Origin of the sequence: Sulfitobacter aestuarii, from assembly GCF_042685005.1 — a bacterium.
GTDB lineage: Bacteria > Pseudomonadota > Alphaproteobacteria > Rhodobacterales > Rhodobacteraceae > Sulfitobacter > Sulfitobacter aestuarii.
In genome coordinates, this window is the sequence record NZ_JBHUMP010000007.1 from 53,719 (window position 1) to 73,014 (window position 19,296).

Annotated in this window: 17 protein-coding genes; 10 read left to right on the top strand and 7 right to left on the bottom strand. The window is 66.0% G+C overall.

Features of this window, described 5'->3' with window-relative positions; all coding sequences use genetic code 11:
- Nucleotides 1-7: 7 nt before the first annotated feature.
- From ACFSUD_RS09745 to ACFSUD_RS09760, 4 genes are all read right to left on the bottom strand, one after another.
- The gene (locus ACFSUD_RS09745; protein WP_386373860.1) at nt 8-592 is read right to left on the bottom strand and encodes a DUF924 family protein; all 585 of its coding nucleotides are present in this window, start codon (nt 590-592) and stop codon (nt 8-10) included.
- 104 nt (nt 593-696) lie between these two features.
- Nucleotides 697-1,956 (bottom strand): MFS transporter, encoded by a 1,260-nt coding sequence (locus tag ACFSUD_RS09750; RefSeq protein ID WP_386373862.1) that lies wholly within the window; start codon nt 1,954-1,956, stop codon nt 697-699.
- Nucleotides 1,957-2,053: 97 nt separating this feature from the next.
- Nucleotides 2,054-3,106, bottom strand: a complete 1,053-nt coding sequence (queA, locus tag ACFSUD_RS09755; RefSeq protein WP_386373864.1) for a tRNA preQ1(34) S-adenosylmethionine ribosyltransferase-isomerase QueA — start codon at nt 3,104-3,106, stop codon at nt 2,054-2,056.
- 10 nt (nt 3,107-3,116) lie between these two features.
- Nucleotides 3,117-6,560: a YhdP family protein gene (locus ACFSUD_RS09760; RefSeq protein ID WP_386373866.1), complete on the bottom strand. Its 3,444-nt coding sequence runs from the start codon at nt 6,558-6,560 to the stop codon at nt 3,117-3,119.
- A 143-nt stretch (nt 6,561-6,703) separates the two neighbouring features.
- Here ACFSUD_RS09760 and ACFSUD_RS09765 point away from each other — a divergent pair, with 143 nt between their 5' ends.
- The 5 genes from ACFSUD_RS09765 (at nt 6,704) to ACFSUD_RS09785 (ending at nt 11,495) form a co-directional block, all read left to right on the top strand.
- Nucleotides 6,704-7,165 (top strand): peroxiredoxin, encoded by a 462-nt coding sequence (locus ACFSUD_RS09765; protein WP_386373868.1) that lies wholly within the window; start codon nt 6,704-6,706, stop codon nt 7,163-7,165.
- Nucleotides 7,162-7,977 (top strand): ferritin-like domain-containing protein, encoded by an 816-nt coding sequence (locus ACFSUD_RS09770; protein WP_386373870.1) that lies wholly within the window; start codon nt 7,162-7,164, stop codon nt 7,975-7,977. Before ACFSUD_RS09765 ends, ACFSUD_RS09770 begins: the two co-directional genes overlap by 4 nt.
- A 189-nt stretch (nt 7,978-8,166) precedes the next feature.
- The gene (locus ACFSUD_RS09775) at nt 8,167-9,495 is read left to right on the top strand and encodes a DUF5930 domain-containing protein (RefSeq protein ID WP_386373872.1); all 1,329 of its coding nucleotides are present in this window, start codon (nt 8,167-8,169) and stop codon (nt 9,493-9,495) included.
- Nucleotides 9,485-10,009: a bactofilin family protein gene (locus ACFSUD_RS09780; RefSeq protein ID WP_386373874.1), complete on the top strand. Its 525-nt coding sequence runs from the start codon at nt 9,485-9,487 to the stop codon at nt 10,007-10,009. The genes ACFSUD_RS09775 and ACFSUD_RS09780 overlap by 11 nt, the downstream gene beginning before the upstream one ends.
- Nucleotides 10,010-10,025: 16 nt before the next feature.
- Nucleotides 10,026-11,495, top strand: coding sequence for an MFS transporter (locus ACFSUD_RS09785; RefSeq protein ID WP_386373876.1), 1,470 nt, complete (start codon nt 10,026-10,028; stop codon nt 11,493-11,495).
- Here ACFSUD_RS09785 and ACFSUD_RS09790 read toward each other — a convergent pair.
- From ACFSUD_RS09790 to ACFSUD_RS09800, 3 genes are all read right to left on the bottom strand, one after another.
- A complete protein-coding gene (locus ACFSUD_RS09790) occupies nt 11,492-12,466 on the bottom strand; it encodes a DUF3179 domain-containing protein (RefSeq protein ID WP_386373878.1) in 975 nt (324 codons plus the stop codon). The two genes, ACFSUD_RS09785 and ACFSUD_RS09790, sit on opposite strands and share 4 nt — an antisense overlap.
- A gap of 64 nt (nt 12,467-12,530) precedes the next feature.
- The gene (locus ACFSUD_RS09795) at nt 12,531-13,088 is read right to left on the bottom strand and encodes a peptidylprolyl isomerase (protein ID WP_386373880.1); all 558 of its coding nucleotides are present in this window, start codon (nt 13,086-13,088) and stop codon (nt 12,531-12,533) included.
- Complete coding sequence (locus ACFSUD_RS09800; RefSeq protein ID WP_386373882.1) at nt 13,081-13,587, bottom strand: peptidylprolyl isomerase; 507 nt, start codon at nt 13,585-13,587, stop codon at nt 13,081-13,083. Before ACFSUD_RS09800 ends, ACFSUD_RS09795 begins: the two co-directional genes overlap by 8 nt.
- A gap of 130 nt (nt 13,588-13,717) precedes the next feature.
- Between ACFSUD_RS09800 and ACFSUD_RS09805 the strand changes: the two genes are divergently transcribed.
- From ACFSUD_RS09805 to ACFSUD_RS09825, 5 genes are all read left to right on the top strand, one after another.
- Complete coding sequence (locus ACFSUD_RS09805; protein ID WP_386374133.1) at nt 13,718-14,911, top strand: phosphoglycerate kinase; 1,194 nt, start codon at nt 13,718-13,720, stop codon at nt 14,909-14,911.
- A gap of 171 nt (nt 14,912-15,082) precedes the next feature.
- A complete protein-coding gene (locus tag ACFSUD_RS09810) occupies nt 15,083-15,382 on the top strand; it encodes an FtsB family cell division protein (protein ID WP_386373884.1) in 300 nt (99 codons plus the stop codon).
- Nucleotides 15,383-15,493: 111 nt separating this feature from the next.
- Nucleotides 15,494-16,504: a pyruvate dehydrogenase (acetyl-transferring) E1 component subunit alpha gene (gene pdhA, locus ACFSUD_RS09815; protein WP_386373886.1), complete on the top strand. Its 1,011-nt coding sequence runs from the start codon at nt 15,494-15,496 to the stop codon at nt 16,502-16,504.
- A 3-nt stretch (nt 16,505-16,507) separates the two neighbouring features.
- Complete coding sequence (locus ACFSUD_RS09820) at nt 16,508-17,914, top strand: pyruvate dehydrogenase complex E1 component subunit beta (protein WP_386373888.1); 1,407 nt, start codon at nt 16,508-16,510, stop codon at nt 17,912-17,914.
- A gap of 12 nt (nt 17,915-17,926) precedes the next feature.
- Nucleotides 17,927-19,261: a pyruvate dehydrogenase complex dihydrolipoamide acetyltransferase gene (locus tag ACFSUD_RS09825; RefSeq protein WP_386373890.1), complete on the top strand. Its 1,335-nt coding sequence runs from the start codon at nt 17,927-17,929 to the stop codon at nt 19,259-19,261.
- Nucleotides 19,262-19,296: the final 35 nt, after the last annotated feature.

The window sequence follows — 19,296 nt, forward strand, 5'->3', positions numbered from 1 at the left end:
AAGCCGCTCAGGCAGCTTCCTTGGCACGCAGCTGGCGCAGGGTCATGCCATAGCCGCCGGAGGCGATATAGTCGCGCTCCAGCGCCGTGAACGGCCGATTGAGCGCCTCGTTGCGGTAGGGGAAGCGGCCGAATTGACGGATCACCGCGCGATGGGCGCGGGCATGGACGAGATTGCTCTCGCGGCCGCTGTGCATCCGCTCGACGATCAGCCGCACGCAGCGATCTTGATCGCAGAGGTTCTCCGAATGCATGAGCGGCAGGTAGAAGAACTGCCGCGCGGGTTCGTCGATGCGCAGGTCCCAGCCCTTCTCGATGGCGGATTTCGCGGCAGCGAGCGCGATGTGATCGCTGTGAAACGCCTTGCCCTGCCCTCGGAACATGTTGCGCGGAAACTGGTCCATGAGGATGATATAGGCCAGCGCGCCGCTCGGATAGGTCAACCAGAGGGAGAACTTTCCTTCACAGGCCGCGTTCCAGCTCTCCTCGAATTTCTCCCGGACGCGCTTGTCCAATGCGGCACTTGAATCGTACCACCCCTTCGGACCGACATCGTCCAGCCAGAATTCAAGCACTTCCTCGGGGCTCACCATTTTGCGCACTCCTCTGACGCTTTGGTCAAGTCATTATAGCTTAACGCTTATTCCAGCTGGTTTCATAGTCACGAATTGCAACATCGCCGACATTGTTAACGTTATCATTGGTTGCTTTCCCCCTCCTGTTCGGTCTCGATCGCGTATTCCTGCGCAATCTCCACGGCAACCGCTGTGGCGGAGGCATAGATCGGCACGTAATTGCCGGTCTCCTCCACGGGCACCGCGGCACGCTGGGTCGCGCGGTAGGCGGCATAGGCAGCCAACAGCACGAAGAGCAGCGCCGTGAACAAGTAGAACGCGCCGGGCCCCAACGCTGTTCCCATCAGCCAGCCGGTGATGATCGGGCCGAGGATGGCGCCCAAGCCATTGATAAATATCATCCCGCCGGAGGCAGCCGCCATATCCTCATGTTGCAGGAAGTCATTGGTATGGGCGATCAGCAGCGAGTAGAGCGGGTTTGACATGCCGCCCACCACGAAGGCCGAGACCAGCAGGATCGGGAAGACATGACCGAGCATCATGCCGAGCACGGAGCCCCCGGCCCCGACCAGCGAGACCATCACGATCAGGGCACGCCGGTCCATCCGGTCGGAGATGTAGCCGATCGGATATTGCAAGATCACGGCGCCGACGAAAAACATCGCCACGAAGGTCGAAATCTGCGCCACGCTGAGCCCCGCCTCGGCACCGTAGACCGAAGCCATGCCGAATTGCGCGGAGAAGACGCCGCCGAGCAGAAACATGCCGACACAACCCAGAGGAGAATATCCGGCCAGTTCGCGCAGGCTCATCGGCTTTGTCGTGTCAAAGGCCGGAGTCGGGCTGATCGACAGCAGGATCGGGGTCACCGCGATGGAGACCAGCACCGAGGGGATCACGAAGAGCACGAAGCCGGAGGGATCGGCGGTCAGCAGCAGCGCCTGGGCAATGACGATGCCGAGGGTCTGCACGATCATGTAGAGCGACAGCGCCTGGCCGCGGTTCTCGTTGGTGGCGGCGTTGTTGAGCCAGCTTTCCGCGGTGACATAGACGGCGGAGAAACAGAAGCCGATCAACACCCGGCCCAGCGACCAGACGATGGTGTTGGGAAAGGTCGGATAGATGATCATCACCGCCGAGATCAGCGAGGCCAGCGCCGCGAAAACCCGCACGTGACCGACCCGACGGATCATCCCCGGCGCCATGCGCGAGCCGCCGAGGAAGCCGAGGAAATAGGCCGACATGACCACCGACATCTGAAAGGTCGAGAAATCCTCGATTCCGCCGCGAATACCGAGCAGCGTGCCCTGCATGCCGTTACCGACCATCAGCAGGCACATGCCCAGCAAAAGCGCCCATGCGCTGGATAGCACCTGTAACATAAACCGAATCCCCTTAGCCTTCTGACCCCTCACTGACGATGTTGCCGCCCCGCGTCAGCCCCCAAAGCGACATTAAGTCGGTCGTTCCCGCCGACCTTCAGGGCCGCGGAATCAAGAGCGATGCATCGCCATAGGAGAAAAAGCGATATTCTTCAGCGATTGCATGATCATAGATGCGCCGCACCTCCGCCACGCCGAGCAGCGCGGAAACCAGCATCATCAGCGTCGAGCGCGGCAGGTGGAAATTGGTCATCAGCGCATCGGTAATGTTGAAGGTGAACCCCGGGGTGATGAAAATATCCGTATCGCCTTCCCAGGGCGCGATCTCGCCCCCGCGCGCCGCCGTCTCGATCAGCCGCAGCGCCGTGGTGCCGACCGGGATCACCCGGCCGCCCGCTGCCTTCGTCGCGGCGATCTTCTCTGCCGCGGCGGCGCTGACCTGGCCCCATTCGGCATGCATCTTGTGTTCGCTGATGTCATCGACCTTGACCGGCAGGAACGTCCCGGCACCGACATGCAGCGTGACATGGGCGAATTCAACGCCCTTGGCGGCCAGCGCGGTCAGCAGCGGCGCATCGAAATGCAGCGAGGCGGTGGGCGCCGCGACGGCACCGGAATGACGCGCGAAGACGGTCTGGTAATCGGTCATGTCCTGCGCATCGGCCGCGCGTTTGGCGGCGATATAGGGCGGCAGCGGCATCGCTCCGGCGGCGTTCAGCGCGGCGTCGAAATCATCGCCGCTGCAATTGAAGCGCAGATGCCCCTGCCCCTCCTCGACCCGTTCGAGCGTCGCGCGCAGATCCTCGCTGAAAATGACCTCCTCACCGGGCCGGAGCTTGCGCAGCGGTTTGATCAGCGCGGCCCAGGTGCCGTCGCCGCGGGGCTCGAGCAGGGTCGCCTCGATCTTCGCCTGCACCTTCCCTTGCGCGGAATCCCGGCTGCGCAGCCCGCTCAGCCGCGCCGGGATCACCTTCGTATCGTTGAGCACCAGCAGATCGCCCGGCTCCAGCCAGTCCGGCAGATCGGTGACCTGACGATCATGGATCGCCCCCTCCGCCGCCACCAGCAGCCGCGCCGAGGAGCGCGGCACGGCGGGGCGCGTCGCGATCAGGGTTTCGGGCAGGTCGAAGTCAAAATCCGAAAGTTTCATGGCAGAGCGCTTAGCGCCCTCCGTAGGGTCCGGCAACCGTATTATCCCGGTGGGCGGGCACATGTCGCGGCCGCGGCTGCGGCGCCGGGTCGCGCGGGCGCTGTGCCGCGCCTTCGACGGGGGGCAGCTCGGGCGGCGGGGCGCGGAAGATCTCGCGAAACATCCCCGGCGTCAGCGCCGAGAGCGGATTGACCGACACCTGCGGCGCCGCCGCGCTGCCGCCGAGATTGTAGTTGAACCCGATCAGCCCTTCGCCCTTGCGGGTCAGGAAGGAGCCGATACTGTTGAGCATATAGACCGGCGAGACCACGCCCTGCATGTCGATGAGCCCGGATTCGAGCGCATAGATCCCGTCCATGGAAATCCCCATCGAGGCACCGATGGCGCTGGCCTTGCTGAGGGTGATCTGTGCCGGGGTGAGGCGGAAATCGGCCTCCACCTCGTCGAAATAGATCCCGTCGCCGTTGAGCTCGTTGATCAGCCCGACCACCGACACCGCGTTAAGCAGCGCCGCCATCGCCGGAGCGTTCCGGATCCGCACGTCGCTGATCGCGAGCTGCCCGTCAAAGGCGCCGCCGCTGCCGACCGGCAGCAGGGTCAGCTCCAGCGCGCCGCCCACCACCTGCTCGGCCAGCCCCGCCGAGCGCAGCACCGCGCCCGCATCGGGGCTCAGCAGCCGCACCGCGCTGCGCCCGTTCTGCGGAATCACCCGGCCTTCTACCGGCGCGCCACCGTTGAGCCGCGCGGTGAAACTGCCATCGAGCCCGCCCTGCGTGGCGAAGCTGCCCTGCATCTGCGTCAGCGCGATCTTGTCGGTGATCTGCAACCGCGCCAGCGACAGCAGCAGCGGCGGGCCGGGCGGACCGCGCGTCGGGCTCTTGCCGAATTTCGCGCGCCGCATGTCGAGCGTGCCGCCGCGCAGCGCCACCTGCACGGGGCGCCCCTTGCCCTGTCCAATGAGATCGACCGGCACATCGAGCCAGCCGTCGAGCGCCACCCTCTCGAAGCGCAGCCGCTCCAGCGAACCGGCCTCGGTCAGGCTGATGGCGCCTTTCGCACTCAGCCCGGCCCCGGCGATCTCCAGTTTCTCGACCTGCGGCACCGCACCCAGTGTGCCGGAGAGCGAAAGCCTGCCCGACTGCGCCGCCGGTTTGACCCAGGCGAGCTGCGGCACCGCGAGACGCAGGCCGGTGAGATCGGACTCGAGCGAGAAACGCGGCGGGTTGCCCTTGTGCAGATCGACCCGGATCGTTCCGCTGCCGCGTCCCGACAGCGTGCCCGGCGGCAGCGCGATATCGAAGGCATCGAGCGTCTGCGGGCTCAGCGCGATACTGCCCTGCAGGCTGCTGCGGTCCGAGCCCGGCCCGATCGCCTGCGCCCATGCCCCCTCGAAGGGCACGCCGTCGAGTCGCGCCTTGCCGCCGATGCTGACCTGCGTGTTGTCGGCCGTCAGTTCGAGCTCGGCCGCGCGCAGATCGCGCCCCTTGACCAGCCGGTCGCTGCTCAGATCCTCCAGATTGCCGGTGACGTGATATTCGACATCCTTGGGCTTGCCGCCTTTCTTCAGGGGGAAGGCCAGCGTCCCTTCCAACCGGGCGCGGCCATCGGCCAGCGTGACCGGCAGGCCGGTGCGGTCCATCACCGACATCGGCGGCCGGTTGAGCAGCGCCAGCGCCGCCGTCAGGCTCGAGTCGGTCCGCAGCCGCACGATCGCCGGGGCGCCGTCCTTGACCTTGACATCAGGCATGATGAAGGCAGACCCGTCGAGCGTCACCGCCCCGCCCTGCGGCGCGATCACCTCGCCCTGATCAACAGCGACGACGAAACGATCCCCAATCAGGCTGGCATGGCCCCGGCCGCCGGTGATCAGCGGCATGGTCTTCATGAACCGCACGCTGGCCGCCTCGAAATCGAAGGCCATGTAGGGCTGCGGCGGATGATCGGGGGCGAGGCGCAGCGCCAGGTCGATGTCGCGCAGCATCCCGTCGCGCACGTTCTCCACCACCCAGCGCCGGGTCTTGGGTTTCAGCGCCTCGGGCCACAGCTCCAGCAGCCGTTCCGGCGCGATCCCGTCGAGCCCGCCATCGAGCGCCAGGCGCCAGCCCTCCGGTTCGGCACGCAGCGCGCCGTCGATCTGCAACACCTGCCCCTGATCGCGGATCTGCAGGCGCCCGAGCTCCACGCGAAACGGGTCGAACCGCACCTGCACGTCGATCTCTGCCTCCGACAGCGCCACCGGCGCCGGGTAGAGCTCACCGGGATTGGCAACAAGATCGTTGAGCCGGAACTGCGCGACCAGGGCGTCGAGCCTGCCCTCGCCGATCCCGTCGAGCCGGGCGCTGCCGCTGGCCTTCCCGCTGACCCATTTGCTGTCGAGCGACAATTCGTCGAAATGCAGCATCCGCCGCGACGGCTGATAGCGGAAATAGCTGCGCGCGCCCTCGAAGGGGATCGCCCTGGTGCCGTCATTGGGCTGCAATACCCCCGCGCCGATCTGCAACGTGGCATTGAGCGGCGCGAAACGTCCGTCGGACCGCAACCCGCTGCGCACCGAGCCCGAGATCGGCGCGCGCAGCACGTCGAGCCAGGCGAAGACCGGACTCTGTGCCGCGATGTCGCGCGCCGCGACCCCGTCAAAGGACACGCCGAACGCCGCCGCCGTCTCGCCGATCCGGCTGTCGTAGTTAGCGCTGAGCGAGGCCACCCCGGCTCCGCCGCCGAGCAGGGCGAGATCCGCCGCCAACGCCAGGTGATCGTCCTCCCGGCTCAGGCTCAGCCGCCCGCCGTCGATCGTCCAGCCGCGCTGCGAGACGGCATCTTCGTAGCGCAGGGTCAATGCCTGCAGATCGACGCTGCGCAGCGCCTGCAGGCTCGGCTGCTGCAGCACTTCGTCGATACCGCCGATCAACTCCGGCACCGTTCCGGCCCGGCGCATCGGCGGACGCGGCCCGGCCCCGGCGCTGAGCGCCACACGGCCCTCAGCATCCCGCCGCAGGGTCACGAAAACCCCCGACAGCGCCAGCCGCCGCGGCTGGATCTCGCCGCGCAACAGCGGTTCGAAGGCAAAACTCGCGCGGATCTCGTTGAAGCTGACGATCTCCGCCCCCGCCGGGCTGCGCAGCACAACGTCCCGCAAGCGCACGCGGGGCCGCCAGCCCTCGTCGAGCACAAAGACCATCTCCCCGAAACTCACCCGTGCCTGGGGCATCGCCGTGGCGATCCGCGTCTCGATCCGCTGCTGCAGCCAATGGGGCGGGCTGAGCGGGCGGCCGATCATCAGCATCACGGCTCCCGCCGCCACGCCTGCGAACACCAGCACGCCAATCAGCGACCAAAGTCCTGCACGGCGCAGCTTCGGGCGTCGGCGCTTTCGCGGTGCGTCCGGCTCCGGCGCGGGGGACGACGCGGCGGCGGGCTCGGCCTCGGCCGCTGGGTCAGGGCTGTTTTCGGTCATGCCACCGTCGTTTTCGCGCCACTGGTCATTTCAACTTGCAATACCGGCTCAGTATGGCAGTCCATCCCGGTGCTTCCAAGCGCCTTGCGCCCGCCCCGGCCGTTATAGAAACTGGGGCGCCGCCCGAACATGGAAAGAGAGACATGCCCGCAATATCCGATCCCGCACCCGACTTCACCCTGCCTGCCAGCACCGGCGGCGAAGTTGCGCTCAGCGCGCTACGCGGCGCGCCCGTGGTGCTGTTCTTCTATCCGCGCGACGACACGCCGGGCTGCACGAAGGAGTCGATCGCCTTTTCGCAGCTTCTTCCCGAATTCGCGGCCAAGGGCGCGCATGTCTTCGGCATTTCGCGCGATTCGATCGTCAAGCACGAGAAATTCGCCGCCAAGCATGACCTCGCCGTGCCGCTGCTATCGGATACCGACGGCGCCGTGACGGAGGCCTATGACGTCTGGGTCGAGAAAAACATGTATGGCCGCAAGTCGATGGGGATCGAGCGCGCCACCTATCTGATCGACGCATCCGGCAATATCGCGCAGATCTGGCGCAAGGTGAAGGTGCCCGGCCATGCGGAGGCGGTGCTCGACGCGCTGCGCGCGCTGTGACGCCGCTGGCCGAGATGGCCGAAGCGGTGCTGCGCTGCGCCGATGGCCGCGAGAAAACCGCCCTGTCCCGCCGTTTCGCGGCGCAGTGGCAGGCGGCACGGGCGGCCGGGGAAACCCCCGAGATCGGCCACGCCGCCCCGCCGATGCATCCCGCGCGCGCGCAGGCCCCGGCCCTGCTGAGCCCGCGCGACGTGCCGCGCCGCCGCCCCGGGACGCCGGAGGGGCGCATTGCGCTCCTGCATGCGGTGGCGCATATCGAACTCAACGCGGTGGATCTGCACTGGGACATCATCGCGCGGTTCTGCGACACCCGGCTGCCGATGGGCTTTTATGACGACTGGGTGCGCGCTGCGGATGAAGAATCCAAGCATTTCAACCTGATGTGCGATTGTCTTGAAGCGGCTGGAAGCCATTACGGGGCGCTGCCTGCCCATGCGGGCATGTGGCGCGCGGCCGAGGATACGGCGACGGATCTGATGGGTCGCCTCGCCGTGGTGCCGATGGTGCTCGAGGCACGCGGGCTCGATGTGACGCCGGGGATGATCGAGGTGTTCCGTCGCGCCAGAGAGGCGGATGCGGTCACCGCGCTGGAGACGATCTATGCCGAGGAAGTGTCGCATGTGGCCTATGGCAGCAAGTGGTTCCACTTCCTCTGCGGACGCCATGACGAGGATCCCAAGGAGCGTTTCCACGCGCTGGTGCGTCAGTATTTCCATGGCGCGCTGAAGCCGCCGTTTAACGAGGAGAAACGCGCCGAGGCGGGGATCCCGCCGGATTTCTACTGGCCGCTCAGCGAAGACTTCCGCGACTGAGCCGCCGTCCGCATGACGCAAGTCGTTGGAACAGGCGAATATTTGCTCATGGCCCGCAAACCGGTGGATTGGCGCCCAGCCCCCGTTCAACAGGGTTGCCTCGCGCAAAGTCACTATATATGCACTTTGCGGGACGGGCGCTGCGACCGCATCCACGCGCCTATTGAGGGATGTTAGAGGGATAGACGCGTGCGCACCAGGCTTGCCATCAAGACCCATGCCATACTTGAGCATTGCTTTCCCGAACGCCGCGTGTTCCTCAAATCCGACAATGACACCCGCTTCATCCGACTGCGTCCGGCTACCCAGCTGATCGTCGCGGCGGGCTGCACGCTTCTGGTGTCCTGGGCGATCATCGCCACCGCGGTGGTGCTGATGGACTCGATCGGTTCGGGCAATTTCCGCGAACAGGCCAAGCGCGATCAGCGTACCTATCAGGCAAGGCTCAACGATCTCTCCGCGCAGCGCGACGGGCGGGCCGAGGAGGCGCTGGCGGCGCAGGAGCGGTTCAATGCGGCGCTGAAGCAGATCTCGGTCATGCAGTCCGAATTGCTCGCCTCGGAGACAAGGCGCCGCGAGCTCGAGACCGGGATCGAGGTGATCCAGTCCACCCTGCGCGATACGATGAAGGACCGCGAGGCGGCCCGCACCCAGCTTGCCGAGCTCGAAGGCGCCATGGAGAACGGCGACGGCGGCGCGCCGCAGACGGCTGCGAACGGCGCGCCGGTGGATTTCATGGCCAAGGCGCTGGCCGAGACCGCGGCGGAGCGCGACAAGGTGATCGCCGATGCCCAGGACGCCCTGCTCCATGCCGAGGAATTGTCCCACAAGATCGCGCTGATGCAGGATCAGAACGACACGATCTTCCGCCAGCTCGAAGAGGCGATGACGGTTTCGGTAAAGCCGCTAGACAAGATGTTCCGCAAGGCCGGCCTGCCGACGGATCGCATTCTCGACACGGTGCGGCGCGGCTATTCCGGTCAGGGCGGGCCGATGGCGCCGCTGTCCTTCAGCACCCGGGGCGAGGTTCCCTCCCCCGACACGACCCGCGCCAACCGCCTGCTCGGGCAGATGGACCAGCTCAACCTCTACCGCATCGCCGCGCAGAAGGCGCCCTTCGCGAGCCCGGTGAAGACCGCCTTCCGCTTCACCAGCGAGTTCGGCTACCGCCGCGACCCCAAGACCGGCGGGCGGCGCATGCACAAGGGCGTTGACTTCGCCGCCGGGACCGGCACGCCGCTCTATGCCACGGCGGACGGGGTCGTTACTCATGCCGGCTGGTCCTCCGGATACGGCCGTTTGGTGAAGATCCAGCACGACTTCGGCATAGAGACCCGCTATGCCCACCAGTCCCGGATCCGGGTAAAAGTCGGCCAAAGGGTCTCGCGCGGGCAGCATATTGGTGATATGGGAGCATCTGGACGGGTCACCGGAGTGCATCTCCATTACGAAGTTCGTGTAGGTGGCAAGGCTGTTAACCCCATGATCTATATCAAGGCTGCAAACGATGTTTTCTAAGAGCAAAATCAACGATCCTGCCTCCAAAGGCGCAGATACGTCGCACAGTTCGGCAACCTCCACGGCCCCGCAGACCGCGCCTTCGAGCGCCGCGACATCCACCGGCAGCGGTCAGGGCGATTACAAGGCCAGCGCCCCGAAGGCGAAGCCGCCCGCCTCGGTGCTCTCCGCGGATCTGCACGTGACCGGCAACATGAAGACCACCGGCGATATCCAGGTCGAGGGCACGGTGGAGGGCGACATCCGCGCGCATCTGCTGACCATCGGCGAATCCGCCACGATCAAGGGCGAAGTGGTCGCCGATGACGTGGTGATCAACGGCCGTATCGTCGGCCGGGTGCGCGGGCTCAAGGTCCGCCTGACCTCGACCGCCCGCGTCGAGGGGGACATCATCCACAAGACCATCGCCATCGAGAGCGGCGCGCATTTCGAAGGCTCGGTGCAGCGCCAGGACGATCCGCTGAACCCGGGCGCCAAATCCGCCCCGGCGCAGAAGCCGAACCCGGCCTCCTGATCGCGATCCCGTTTCCATGACCGACCGACAGGCGCCGCTTCCCCATGCGGCGCCTGTTTTCGATTCCGGCTTCTGCGCGCCGGAATCGCGCCGCTTCCTGCTGCTCGCGGCGATTCTGGCCTCGGCGCTCGGCTTCATCGATGGCTCGATCGTGGCGATCGCCCTGCCGACGATACGCCAGAGCCTCGGCGCCGATCTGGTGCAGGCGCAATGGGTGCACAACGCCTATATGCTGACCCTCTCGGCGCTGATCCTGGCGGGCGGCGCGCTCGGGGACCGGATCGGGCTGGCGCGTGCCTTCGCCGGGGGCATCGCGCTATTCGTGCTGGCCTCGCTCGCCTGTGCGCTGGCGCCCGGTCCCGGCAGCCTGATCGCGGCCCGCGCGCTGCAGGGGATCGGCGCCGCGGTGATGGTGCCGGGCTCGCTGGCGATGATCGCCCGCGCCTACCCGCGCGAGACGCGGGGCCGCGCCATCGGGATCTGGGCCGGGGCGTCGGCGCTGACCACCGCGCTGGGGCCGATCCTCGGCGGGCTGCTGCTGAGCTTCGGCGGGCCGGAGATCTGGCGCTTCATCTTCGCGATCAACCTGCCGCTCGGGATGCTGGCGCTCTGGCTCATTCGGGCCCATACCGGACGCGAGGCGCGGCGCGGCGGCGATGCGGGGCTCGACCTGCCCGGCGCGCTCAGCGCGACACTGGCGCTGTTCTGCATTGCCTGGGCGCTGACCTCGGCGGGGTCCGACACAGCGATGCTGCTCCCGTGGCTCAGCGCCGGGGGGCTGTTGCTGATGCTCTTCCTGTGGATCGAATCGCGCAGCCGCCAGCCGATGATGCCCCTCGCGCTCTTCGCCAACCCCGTCTTCTGCGTCGCCAACCTCATGTCCTTCAGCCTCTATGCCGCGCTCGGCATGATGTTCTTTTTCATGCCGATGACCTTCATTGCCGCCTGGGGCTATTCCGAGATCGAGGCGAGCGCCGCCTTCGCGCCGATGTCGATCTTCATCGCCGCCCTGTCCTCGCATGTCGGTCGGCTCGCCGACCGTATCGGCCCGGCCCCGTTGCTCGTCGCGGGGGCGCTGCTGACGGGGGTCGGCTATGCCGCCATGGGGGTCTTTGCCGCCGAACAGGACCTCTGGACCCGTATCCTGCCTGCCATGGGCCTTGTCGGCTTCGGCATGGCGCTGGTGGTGGCGCCGCTGTCGAGCGCGGTGATGGGTGCGGTCGCGGAGGATCAATCCGGCGTCGCCTCGGGCATCAACAACGCGGTGAGCCGGATGGCCGGGCTGATCTCCGTCGCCGCCGCGGGCGGGCTGGTCGCGGCGCTCTACAAGGCGGCGGGCGGTCAGGCCAGTTTCGGAAGCCTGTCAGACAGCGAGGGCCATGCGGCGGCGATGACCGCGGCCTTCGCGATGCTGGCCTATGGCGCGGCGGGACTTTGCTGGCTCAGCGCGCTGATCGCCGCGCTGGGGCTGCGCAGGGCCGCCTAACCACCGCCGCCCAGCATCCACCGGCCCTGCGGCCAGAAGGCATGATAGGCAAAGGCGAACATGACGTCATGCGCCACGTCGCGCCCCTGCCCGTCGCGCACCCGGATCGAACCGACATCGCGCCCCGCGCCGATCTTCGCCGTATCGAGCGCGGAGGCCTGCCCGGCGCGCCAACTGATCACCAGCCCGGCCTCGCGGATCTGCTCCTCGCGCGCCAGGCGGCTCAGCGGCCAGGCCCGGTCACCGACACGCAACACCCGTGCCAGCGGCGCGATGCCATGCGGCGGCGGCACCCCGTCATAGAAGAACGGGCGCTTGGCGGAATCATAGCCGCGATAGGGATTGCTGCCATAGGCGCGGTTATGGGCGGGTTCGGCCATCACCAGCCCCTGCGGATTGCGCGCCTTGAACTCGGACCAGCTCTCCATCCAGCTCGGCAGCGCGCGCAGCTTCGTACCGGTGAGCGCCCCGACGATGGCCCGGCCCTCGGCCTGCTGCCACCAGCTCTGGGTCTGTGCGTCATACATCACCATGTCGGAATGGCGCAGCTTCCCGGTGACGCCGAAGCGCAGCACCTGTCCCCCGACCCGCCGGTCGAAGGTCATCGCCGAATTGCACAAGGGGCAGAAGGTCACCGCCACCGGTACGCCGCCGATGCTGTCGTTGATGATCTCGTGCCAAGTCAGGTAGCGGATCGGATAGGCACGCGGCGTGGCTTTGCCGAGCTCCAGCGTGATCACCGGCTCGCGCGGCTCGATACGCCGCTCCTGGGCGACGGGTTTGAACGTCGGCGCATCGAGCGCCGGAATACCGTCCTTGCCCGGTCCGCCGGAGCGGATCTCGTTCCAGGTACCGACACTGGATCTGGAAAAATCGGTCTGCGGCCATTCATGGCGCCAGACGCTCGGCTCCGCCGCGACAAGCAGCGGCCAAAGCAGGCAGATCAGGGCAAGGCTGAACTTTTTCGACATCTCCCCATCCTGCCGCAAGACGGGCGGGCCTGTCAGCCCACCCGCACACAAAGGTGAACGCGCGTCAGTCCCCGGTGACCGAGACCTTGACCATGCGATCGGGTTCGCCGATCACCGCGCCGTTGCCGCCCTCGCCGCGCTTGATCGCGTCGAGCACGTCGAGCCCGTCGGTCACCTCGCCCACGACGGTGTATTCGCCGTTCAGGAAATGCCCCGCATCGAACATGATGAAGAACTGGCTGTTGGCCGAATCCGGGTTCTGGCTGCGCGCCATGCCGACGACACCGCGGTCAAACGGCTTGTCGGAGAATTCCGCGGGCAGGTCGGGCAGCTCCGAGCCGCCCATCCCGGCGCGCGAGGTATCGCCGCCGACCTTGCCGAACTCGACATCGCCGGTCTGCGCCATGAAACCGTCGATGACCCGGTGGAACACCACCTCGTCATATTTCCCGGCCTCGGCCAGCTCGGTGATCCGCGCCACATGCTGCGGTGCCACGTCCTCGAACAGGTCGATCCTGATCGTGCCGTTGGCCTCGCCCGCGACCTCGATCTCCAGCCCCGAGGCGGCGGCCCCGCTGCCGAGAAGCGCCGCGAACAGGCCCGCTGTCAGGACCTTATGCATCTGCGGCAACCTTGACGCTTACCATCCGGTCGGGCTGCGCAGGCGGCTCGCCCCGGGTGATCGCATCGACATGTTCCATGCCCGAAATCACCTGACCGTAGACGGTGTATTGCCCGTTGAGGAAATCGTTGTCCTTGAAATTGATGAAGAACTGGCTGTTGGCGCTGTCGGGATTGGCCGAACGGGCCGCGCCGATGCTGCCGCGCGCATGCGGCACCTTGGAGAATTCGGCAGGGACATTGCCCAGATCCGAACCGCCGGTTCCGGCCATGCGCAGGTTGAAGTCATTTTCCATGTTGCCATGTTCCACGTCGCCGGTCTGCGCCATGAAACCGTCGATCACCCGGTGAAAGGCGACATTGTCGTATTTGCCGGCCCGCGCCAGCTCCTTCATCCGCGCCACGTGTTTGGGGGCGACATCGGGCAGAAGCTGGATGACGACGGTGCCGTCCTTCAGCTCCATCAGTATGGTGTTCTCCGGGTCTTTGATCTCTGCCATGACTGGCTCCTCTGGCTGGATAATGGCCCGATACCTAGGCCCCTTGCGCGCAATTGCCAAGCCGGAGCATTGACCTGCGCGCCGATTGCGGCAAAACACGCGCCAGACATCTGACATGGAGACGCGCGGCATGGGCTGGAAAACGCTGGATGATATGGAACTGCAGGGCAAGCGGGTGCTGCTGCGGGTGGACATCAACGTGCCGGTGGAAAACGGCCGGGTCACCGATGCCACGAGGATCGAGCGGATCGTGCCCACCGTGCAGGACATTCTGGCGCGCGGCGGCAAGCCGGTGCTGCTGGCGCATTTCGGACGGCCCAAGGGCAAGGTCAACCTCGACATGAGCCTTGAACAGGTGCTCCCGGCGCTGCGCGAGGCGCTCGGGCGCGAGGTGGTGCTGATCCAGACGCTGGAGGGCGCCGAGAACCTCACTGCCGAGGCCGAAGCCGCCGATGTGCTGCTGCTCGAGAACATCCGCTTCCATCCCGGCGAGGAGGCCAATGACCCCGATTTCGCCGCGCGCCTCGCCGCGCTTGGCGACATCTATTGCAACGACGCCTTCTCGGCGGCGCATCGCGCCCATGCCTCGACCGAGGCGCTGGCAAGGCTGCTGCCCGCCTGTGCGGGACGGCTGATGCAGGCCGAACTCTCGGCGCTCGAAGCGGCGCTCTCCAAGCCTGAACGCCCGCTCGGCGCGGTGGTCGGCGGCGCCAAGGTCTCGACCAAGATCGCGCTTCTGGAAAACCTGGTGAACCGGCTCGACGTGCTGGTGATCGGCGGCGGCATGGCCAATACCTTCCTCGCCGCGCAGGGTGCCGATCTCGGCGCCTCGCTGAAGGAGGAGGATTTCTACGACACCGCAAAGGACATTCTCGCGCAGGCCGAGAAGGCCGATTGCCGGGTGATCCTGCCGATCGACGGGCTGGTGGCGCGGGAATTCGCCGCCAATGCGGCGCATGACGTCGTGGCGCTGGGGCCTGACAGCAAGCTTAACGCCGATCAGATGGTGCTCGACGCCGGGCCGCAGAGCATCGAGGTGATCCGCGCCGCCTTCGCCAGGCTGAAAACCCTGATTTGGAACGGTCCCCTCGGCGCCTTCGAGATCACGCCCTTCGACACGGCCACCAACGCCGCCGCGACGGCTGCGGCGGAGATGACCCGCGAGGGCCAACTGATCTCGGTCGCCGGGGGCGGCGACACGGTGGCCGCGCTCAACCAGGCCGGGGCGGCGGATGATTTCACCTATATCTCCACCGCCGGGGGGGCCTTCCTCGAATGGATGGAAGGCAAGGATCTGCCCGGCGTCGCGGCACTGCAGGGGTAAGCCGTTTTCCTTCAAGGAAAACGATGCGGAATTTTCCAAAAATTCCGCCCTCCTTCCGGCAATTTCACCGAAAAAACAAGGCAATCCCCGGTCACAGGGGATTCCAAAGGCGATTCGCCTGTGCCATAGTCAGCGGACGCCCTCCAAGAGGCTCCCATTGAGGCAGACCAGATGACCCGCTCTTCCCGTCCGGCTTTCGGCACCTTGCTGTTCTTCGCCATCGCCTTCGCGCTGTCGCTCTATTTCACCTTTGCTGCCGTGCAGGGCGATTTCGGCCTGTTCCGCCGGGCCGAGATCCTTCTGGAGAACCAGGGCCTGCGGGAACGTCTCGCCGAGGTGCGCGCCGAGGTCACCCGGATGGAGAACCTCACGAAACGGCTGTCGGACGATTACCTCGACCTCGACCTGCTCGACGAACGCGCCCGCAATGTGCTCGGCATGGTGCGCAGCGACGAGATCGTGATCCGCTGAGCCCGGCCCGCCAGAAACCCCCTCGCCATCGGCCTCCGAATCCGATAAAGAATAGTTTAACGCTAAACTATCTGCGCCCGACACGGTCCGCGCCCACGGAGGAGACGCCCTATGGCTGCCAAGAAGACCAGCAAGAAACCCAATGTATCAGCCGATGAGCTGAAGGCCTATTACCGCGACATGCTGCTGATCCGGCGGTTCGAGGAAAAGGCCGGACAGCTCTACGGCATGGGGCTGATCGGCGGCTTCTGTCACCTCTATATCGGTCAGGAGGCGGTCGTCGTCGGGCTCGAAGCGGCGGCGGAGGAAGGCGACAAGCGGATCACCTCCTACCGCGATCACGGCCATATGCTGGCCTGCGGCATGGACCCCAACGGCGTCATGGCCGAGCTCACGGGTCGCGAGGGCGGCTATTCCAAGGGCAAGGGCGGCTCGATGCACATGTTCTCGAAAGAGAAGCATTTCTACGGCGGTCACGGCATTGTCGCGGCGCAGGTCCCGCTCGGTGCCGGGCTCGCCTTTGCCGACAAGTACAAGGAGAACGGCCGCGTCACCTTCACCTATTTCGGCGACGGCGCGGCCAACCAGGGCCAGGTCTACGAGGCGTTCAACATGGCCGCGCTGTGGAAACTGCCCTGTATCTTCGTGATCGAGAACAACCAATACGCCATGGGCACCTCGCAGCAGCGCTCGACCTCCTCGGCGGAGATCTACGAGCGCGGCAAGGCCTTCGGCATCCCCGGCGAAGCGGTCGACGGGATGGATGTGCTGGCGGTCAAGGAGGCGGGCGAGAAGGCGGTCGCGCATTGCCGCTCCGGCGAGGGCCCCTACATCCTCGAAATCAAGACCTACCGCTATCGCGGCCATTCCATGTCCGACCCGGCCAAGTACCGCACCCGCGAGGAAGTGCAGAAGATGCGCGACGAGCGCGACCCGATCGAGGCGGTCCGCTCCATGCTGCTCGACGGCAAACACGCCAGCGAGGACGACCTCAAGTCCATCGACAAGGAGATCAAGAAGATCGTGAACGACAGCGCCGAATTCGCCAAGGAAAGCCCCGAACCGGATCTCGACGAGCTCTGGACCGACATCTACGCAACCGAAGTCCCGCAGGAGGCTTGAGACATGGCAAGCGAAATTCTGATGCCCGCCCTGAGCCCCACAATGGAAGAAGGCACGCTGGCCAAATGGCTGGTCAAGGAAGGCGACGAGGTCAGATCCGGCGACATCATGGCCGAGATCGAAACCGACAAGGCAACGATGGAATTCGAAGCCGTCGATGAGGGCACGATCGGCAAGATCCTGATCGACGAGGGCACCGAGGGCGTCAAGGTCAACACCCCGATCGCGGTGCTGCTGGAGGAAGGCGAGGACGCCTCCGACATCGACAGCGCCAGCGCCGCCCCGGCCGAGAGCAGGGACGACAGGTCCGGCGCCAAGCAGGACGCCAAGCAGGACGCCCCGAAAGAAGCCCCCGCCGAGGGCCTGAGCCAGCCCGAGCCCGAAGCGCCTGAAAGCAACATCGCCCCCGACTGGCCCGAAGGCACCGAGATGAAGCAGCAGACCGTCCGCGAGGCCCTGCGTGACGCCATGGCCGAAGAGATGCGCCGCGACGAGAATGTCTTCCTGATGGGCGAGGAGGTCGCCGAATATCAGGGCGCCTACAAGATCTCGCAGGGTATGCTCGACGAATTCGGCGCCAAGCGCGTCATCGACACGCCAATCACCGAACATGGTTTCGCCGGGATCGGCGTCGGCGCCGCCTTCGGCGGGCTGCGCCCCATCGTCGAATTCATGACCTTCAACTTCGCCATGCAGGCGATGGACCAGATCATCAACTCCGCCGCCAAGACGCTCTACATGTCCGGCGGCCAGATGGGCGCCCCGATGGTGTTCCGCGGCCCCAACGGTGCGGCCGCCCGCGTCGCCGCGCAGCATTCCCAGGATTATGCCGCCTGGTTCATGCAGATCCCGGGGCTGAAAGTGGTCATGCCCTATGCGGCCTCCGACTACAAAGGCCTGATGAAAACCGCGATCCGCGATCCCAACCCGGTGATCTTCCTCGAAAACGAGATCCTCTATGGCCGGACCTTCGACGTGCCGGATCTCGACGATTACACCGTTCCCTTCGGCAAGGCGCGGATCTGGCGCGAGGGGTCTGACGTCACCATCGTCAGCTTCGGCATCGGCATGACCTATGCGCTCGAAGCGGCGGAAAAGCTCGCCGAAGAAGGCATCGAGGCCGAGGTGATCGACCTGCGCACCCTGCGTCCGATGGACACCGCAAGCATCATCAAGTCGGTCAAGAAAACCAACCGCTGCGTCACCGTCGAAGAAGGCTGGCCGCAGGGCTCGGTCGGCAGCTACATCTCCTCGGTGCTGATGCAGGAAGCCTTCGATTATCTCGACGCCCCGGTGATCAACTGCACCGGCAAGGACGTGCCGATGCCCTATGCCGCCAATCTCGAGAAACACGCGCTTGTCACCACCGCTGAGGTCATCGACGCGGTGAAACAGGTTACCTACAAATAAGGAGCGGCGTTCATGCCTACAGAAATTCTCATGCCCGCCCTCAGCCCGACCATGGAAGAAGGCACGCTGGCCAAATGGCTGGTCAAGGAGGGCGACACGGTGAATTCCGGCGACCTGCTTGCCGAGATCGAGACCGACAAGGCGACGATGGAATTCGAAGCCGTGGACGAAGGTACGATCGGCAAGATCCTGATCTCCGAAGGCAGCGAAGGCGTGAAGGTCAACACGCCGATCGCCGTGTTGCTGGAAGAGGGCGAATCCGCCGATGACATCGGCGAAGGCGCGGCGTCCAAGCAGGAATCCGGCCCGAAACCGGAAGATCAGGCACCTGCCGGGGCTTCCGGAATAACCGCCCCCGAAAAGGGCTATGGCCGCGGCGAGACCGAAGCCACCCCTGCCCCCGCAGCCCCCAGGGGATCAGACGACAAACGCATCTTCGCCTCCCCGCTGGCCCGGCGCATCGCCGCCGACAAGGGGCTCGATCTCGCCTCCGTGAACGGCTCCGGCCCCAAAGGGCGCATCATCAAGGCCGATGTCGAAGGACTCTCCGCCTCCGAAGCCCCGAAGCAGAAAGCCGCCCCGGCCGCGCAGGAAGCCCCCAAGGCCCCGACCGTCGGCGCCTCCGCCGATGCCGTGGCCAAGATGTACGAAGGCCGCGAATACGAGGAGATCACCCTCAACGGCATGCGCAAGACCATCGCCGCGCGGCTGACCGAGGCCAAGCAGAGCATCCCGCATTTCTACCTGCGCCGCGACATCGAGCTCGACGCGTTGCTGAAATTCCGCGGCGAGCTCAACACGCAGCTCGAACCCCGCGGCGTGAAGCTCAGCGTCAATGATTTCATCATCAAGGCCTGCGCTTTGGCGTTGCAGAGCATTCCCGATGCCAACGCGGTCTGGGCCGGAGATCGCATCCTCAAGCTCAAACCCTCCGACGTCGCCGTCGCCGTGGCGATCGAGGGCGGGCTTTTCACTCCGGTGTTGAAGGATGCCGAGATGAAATCCCTCTCCGCCCTCTCGGCCGAGATGAAAGACCTCGCCAGCCGCGCCCGCGACCGCAAGCTCGCGCCGCATGAATACCAGGGCGGCAGCTTCGCGATCTCCAACCTCGGCATGTTCGGCATCGACAATTTCGACGCGGTGATCAACCCGCCCCATGGCGCGATCCTCGCCGTCGGCGCGGGCGTCAGGAAACCTGTGGTCGGCAAGGATGGCGAGCTCGCCGTGGCGACGGTAATGTCGGTCACCCTCTCGGTTGATCACCGGGTCATCGACGGCGCCCTCGGGGCAGAACTGCTCGGCGCGATCAAGGAGAACCTCGAAAACCCGATGGTCATGCTGGCCTGAGCCAGCGCAGCTCGACAGACAGCGAAGCCGGGGCA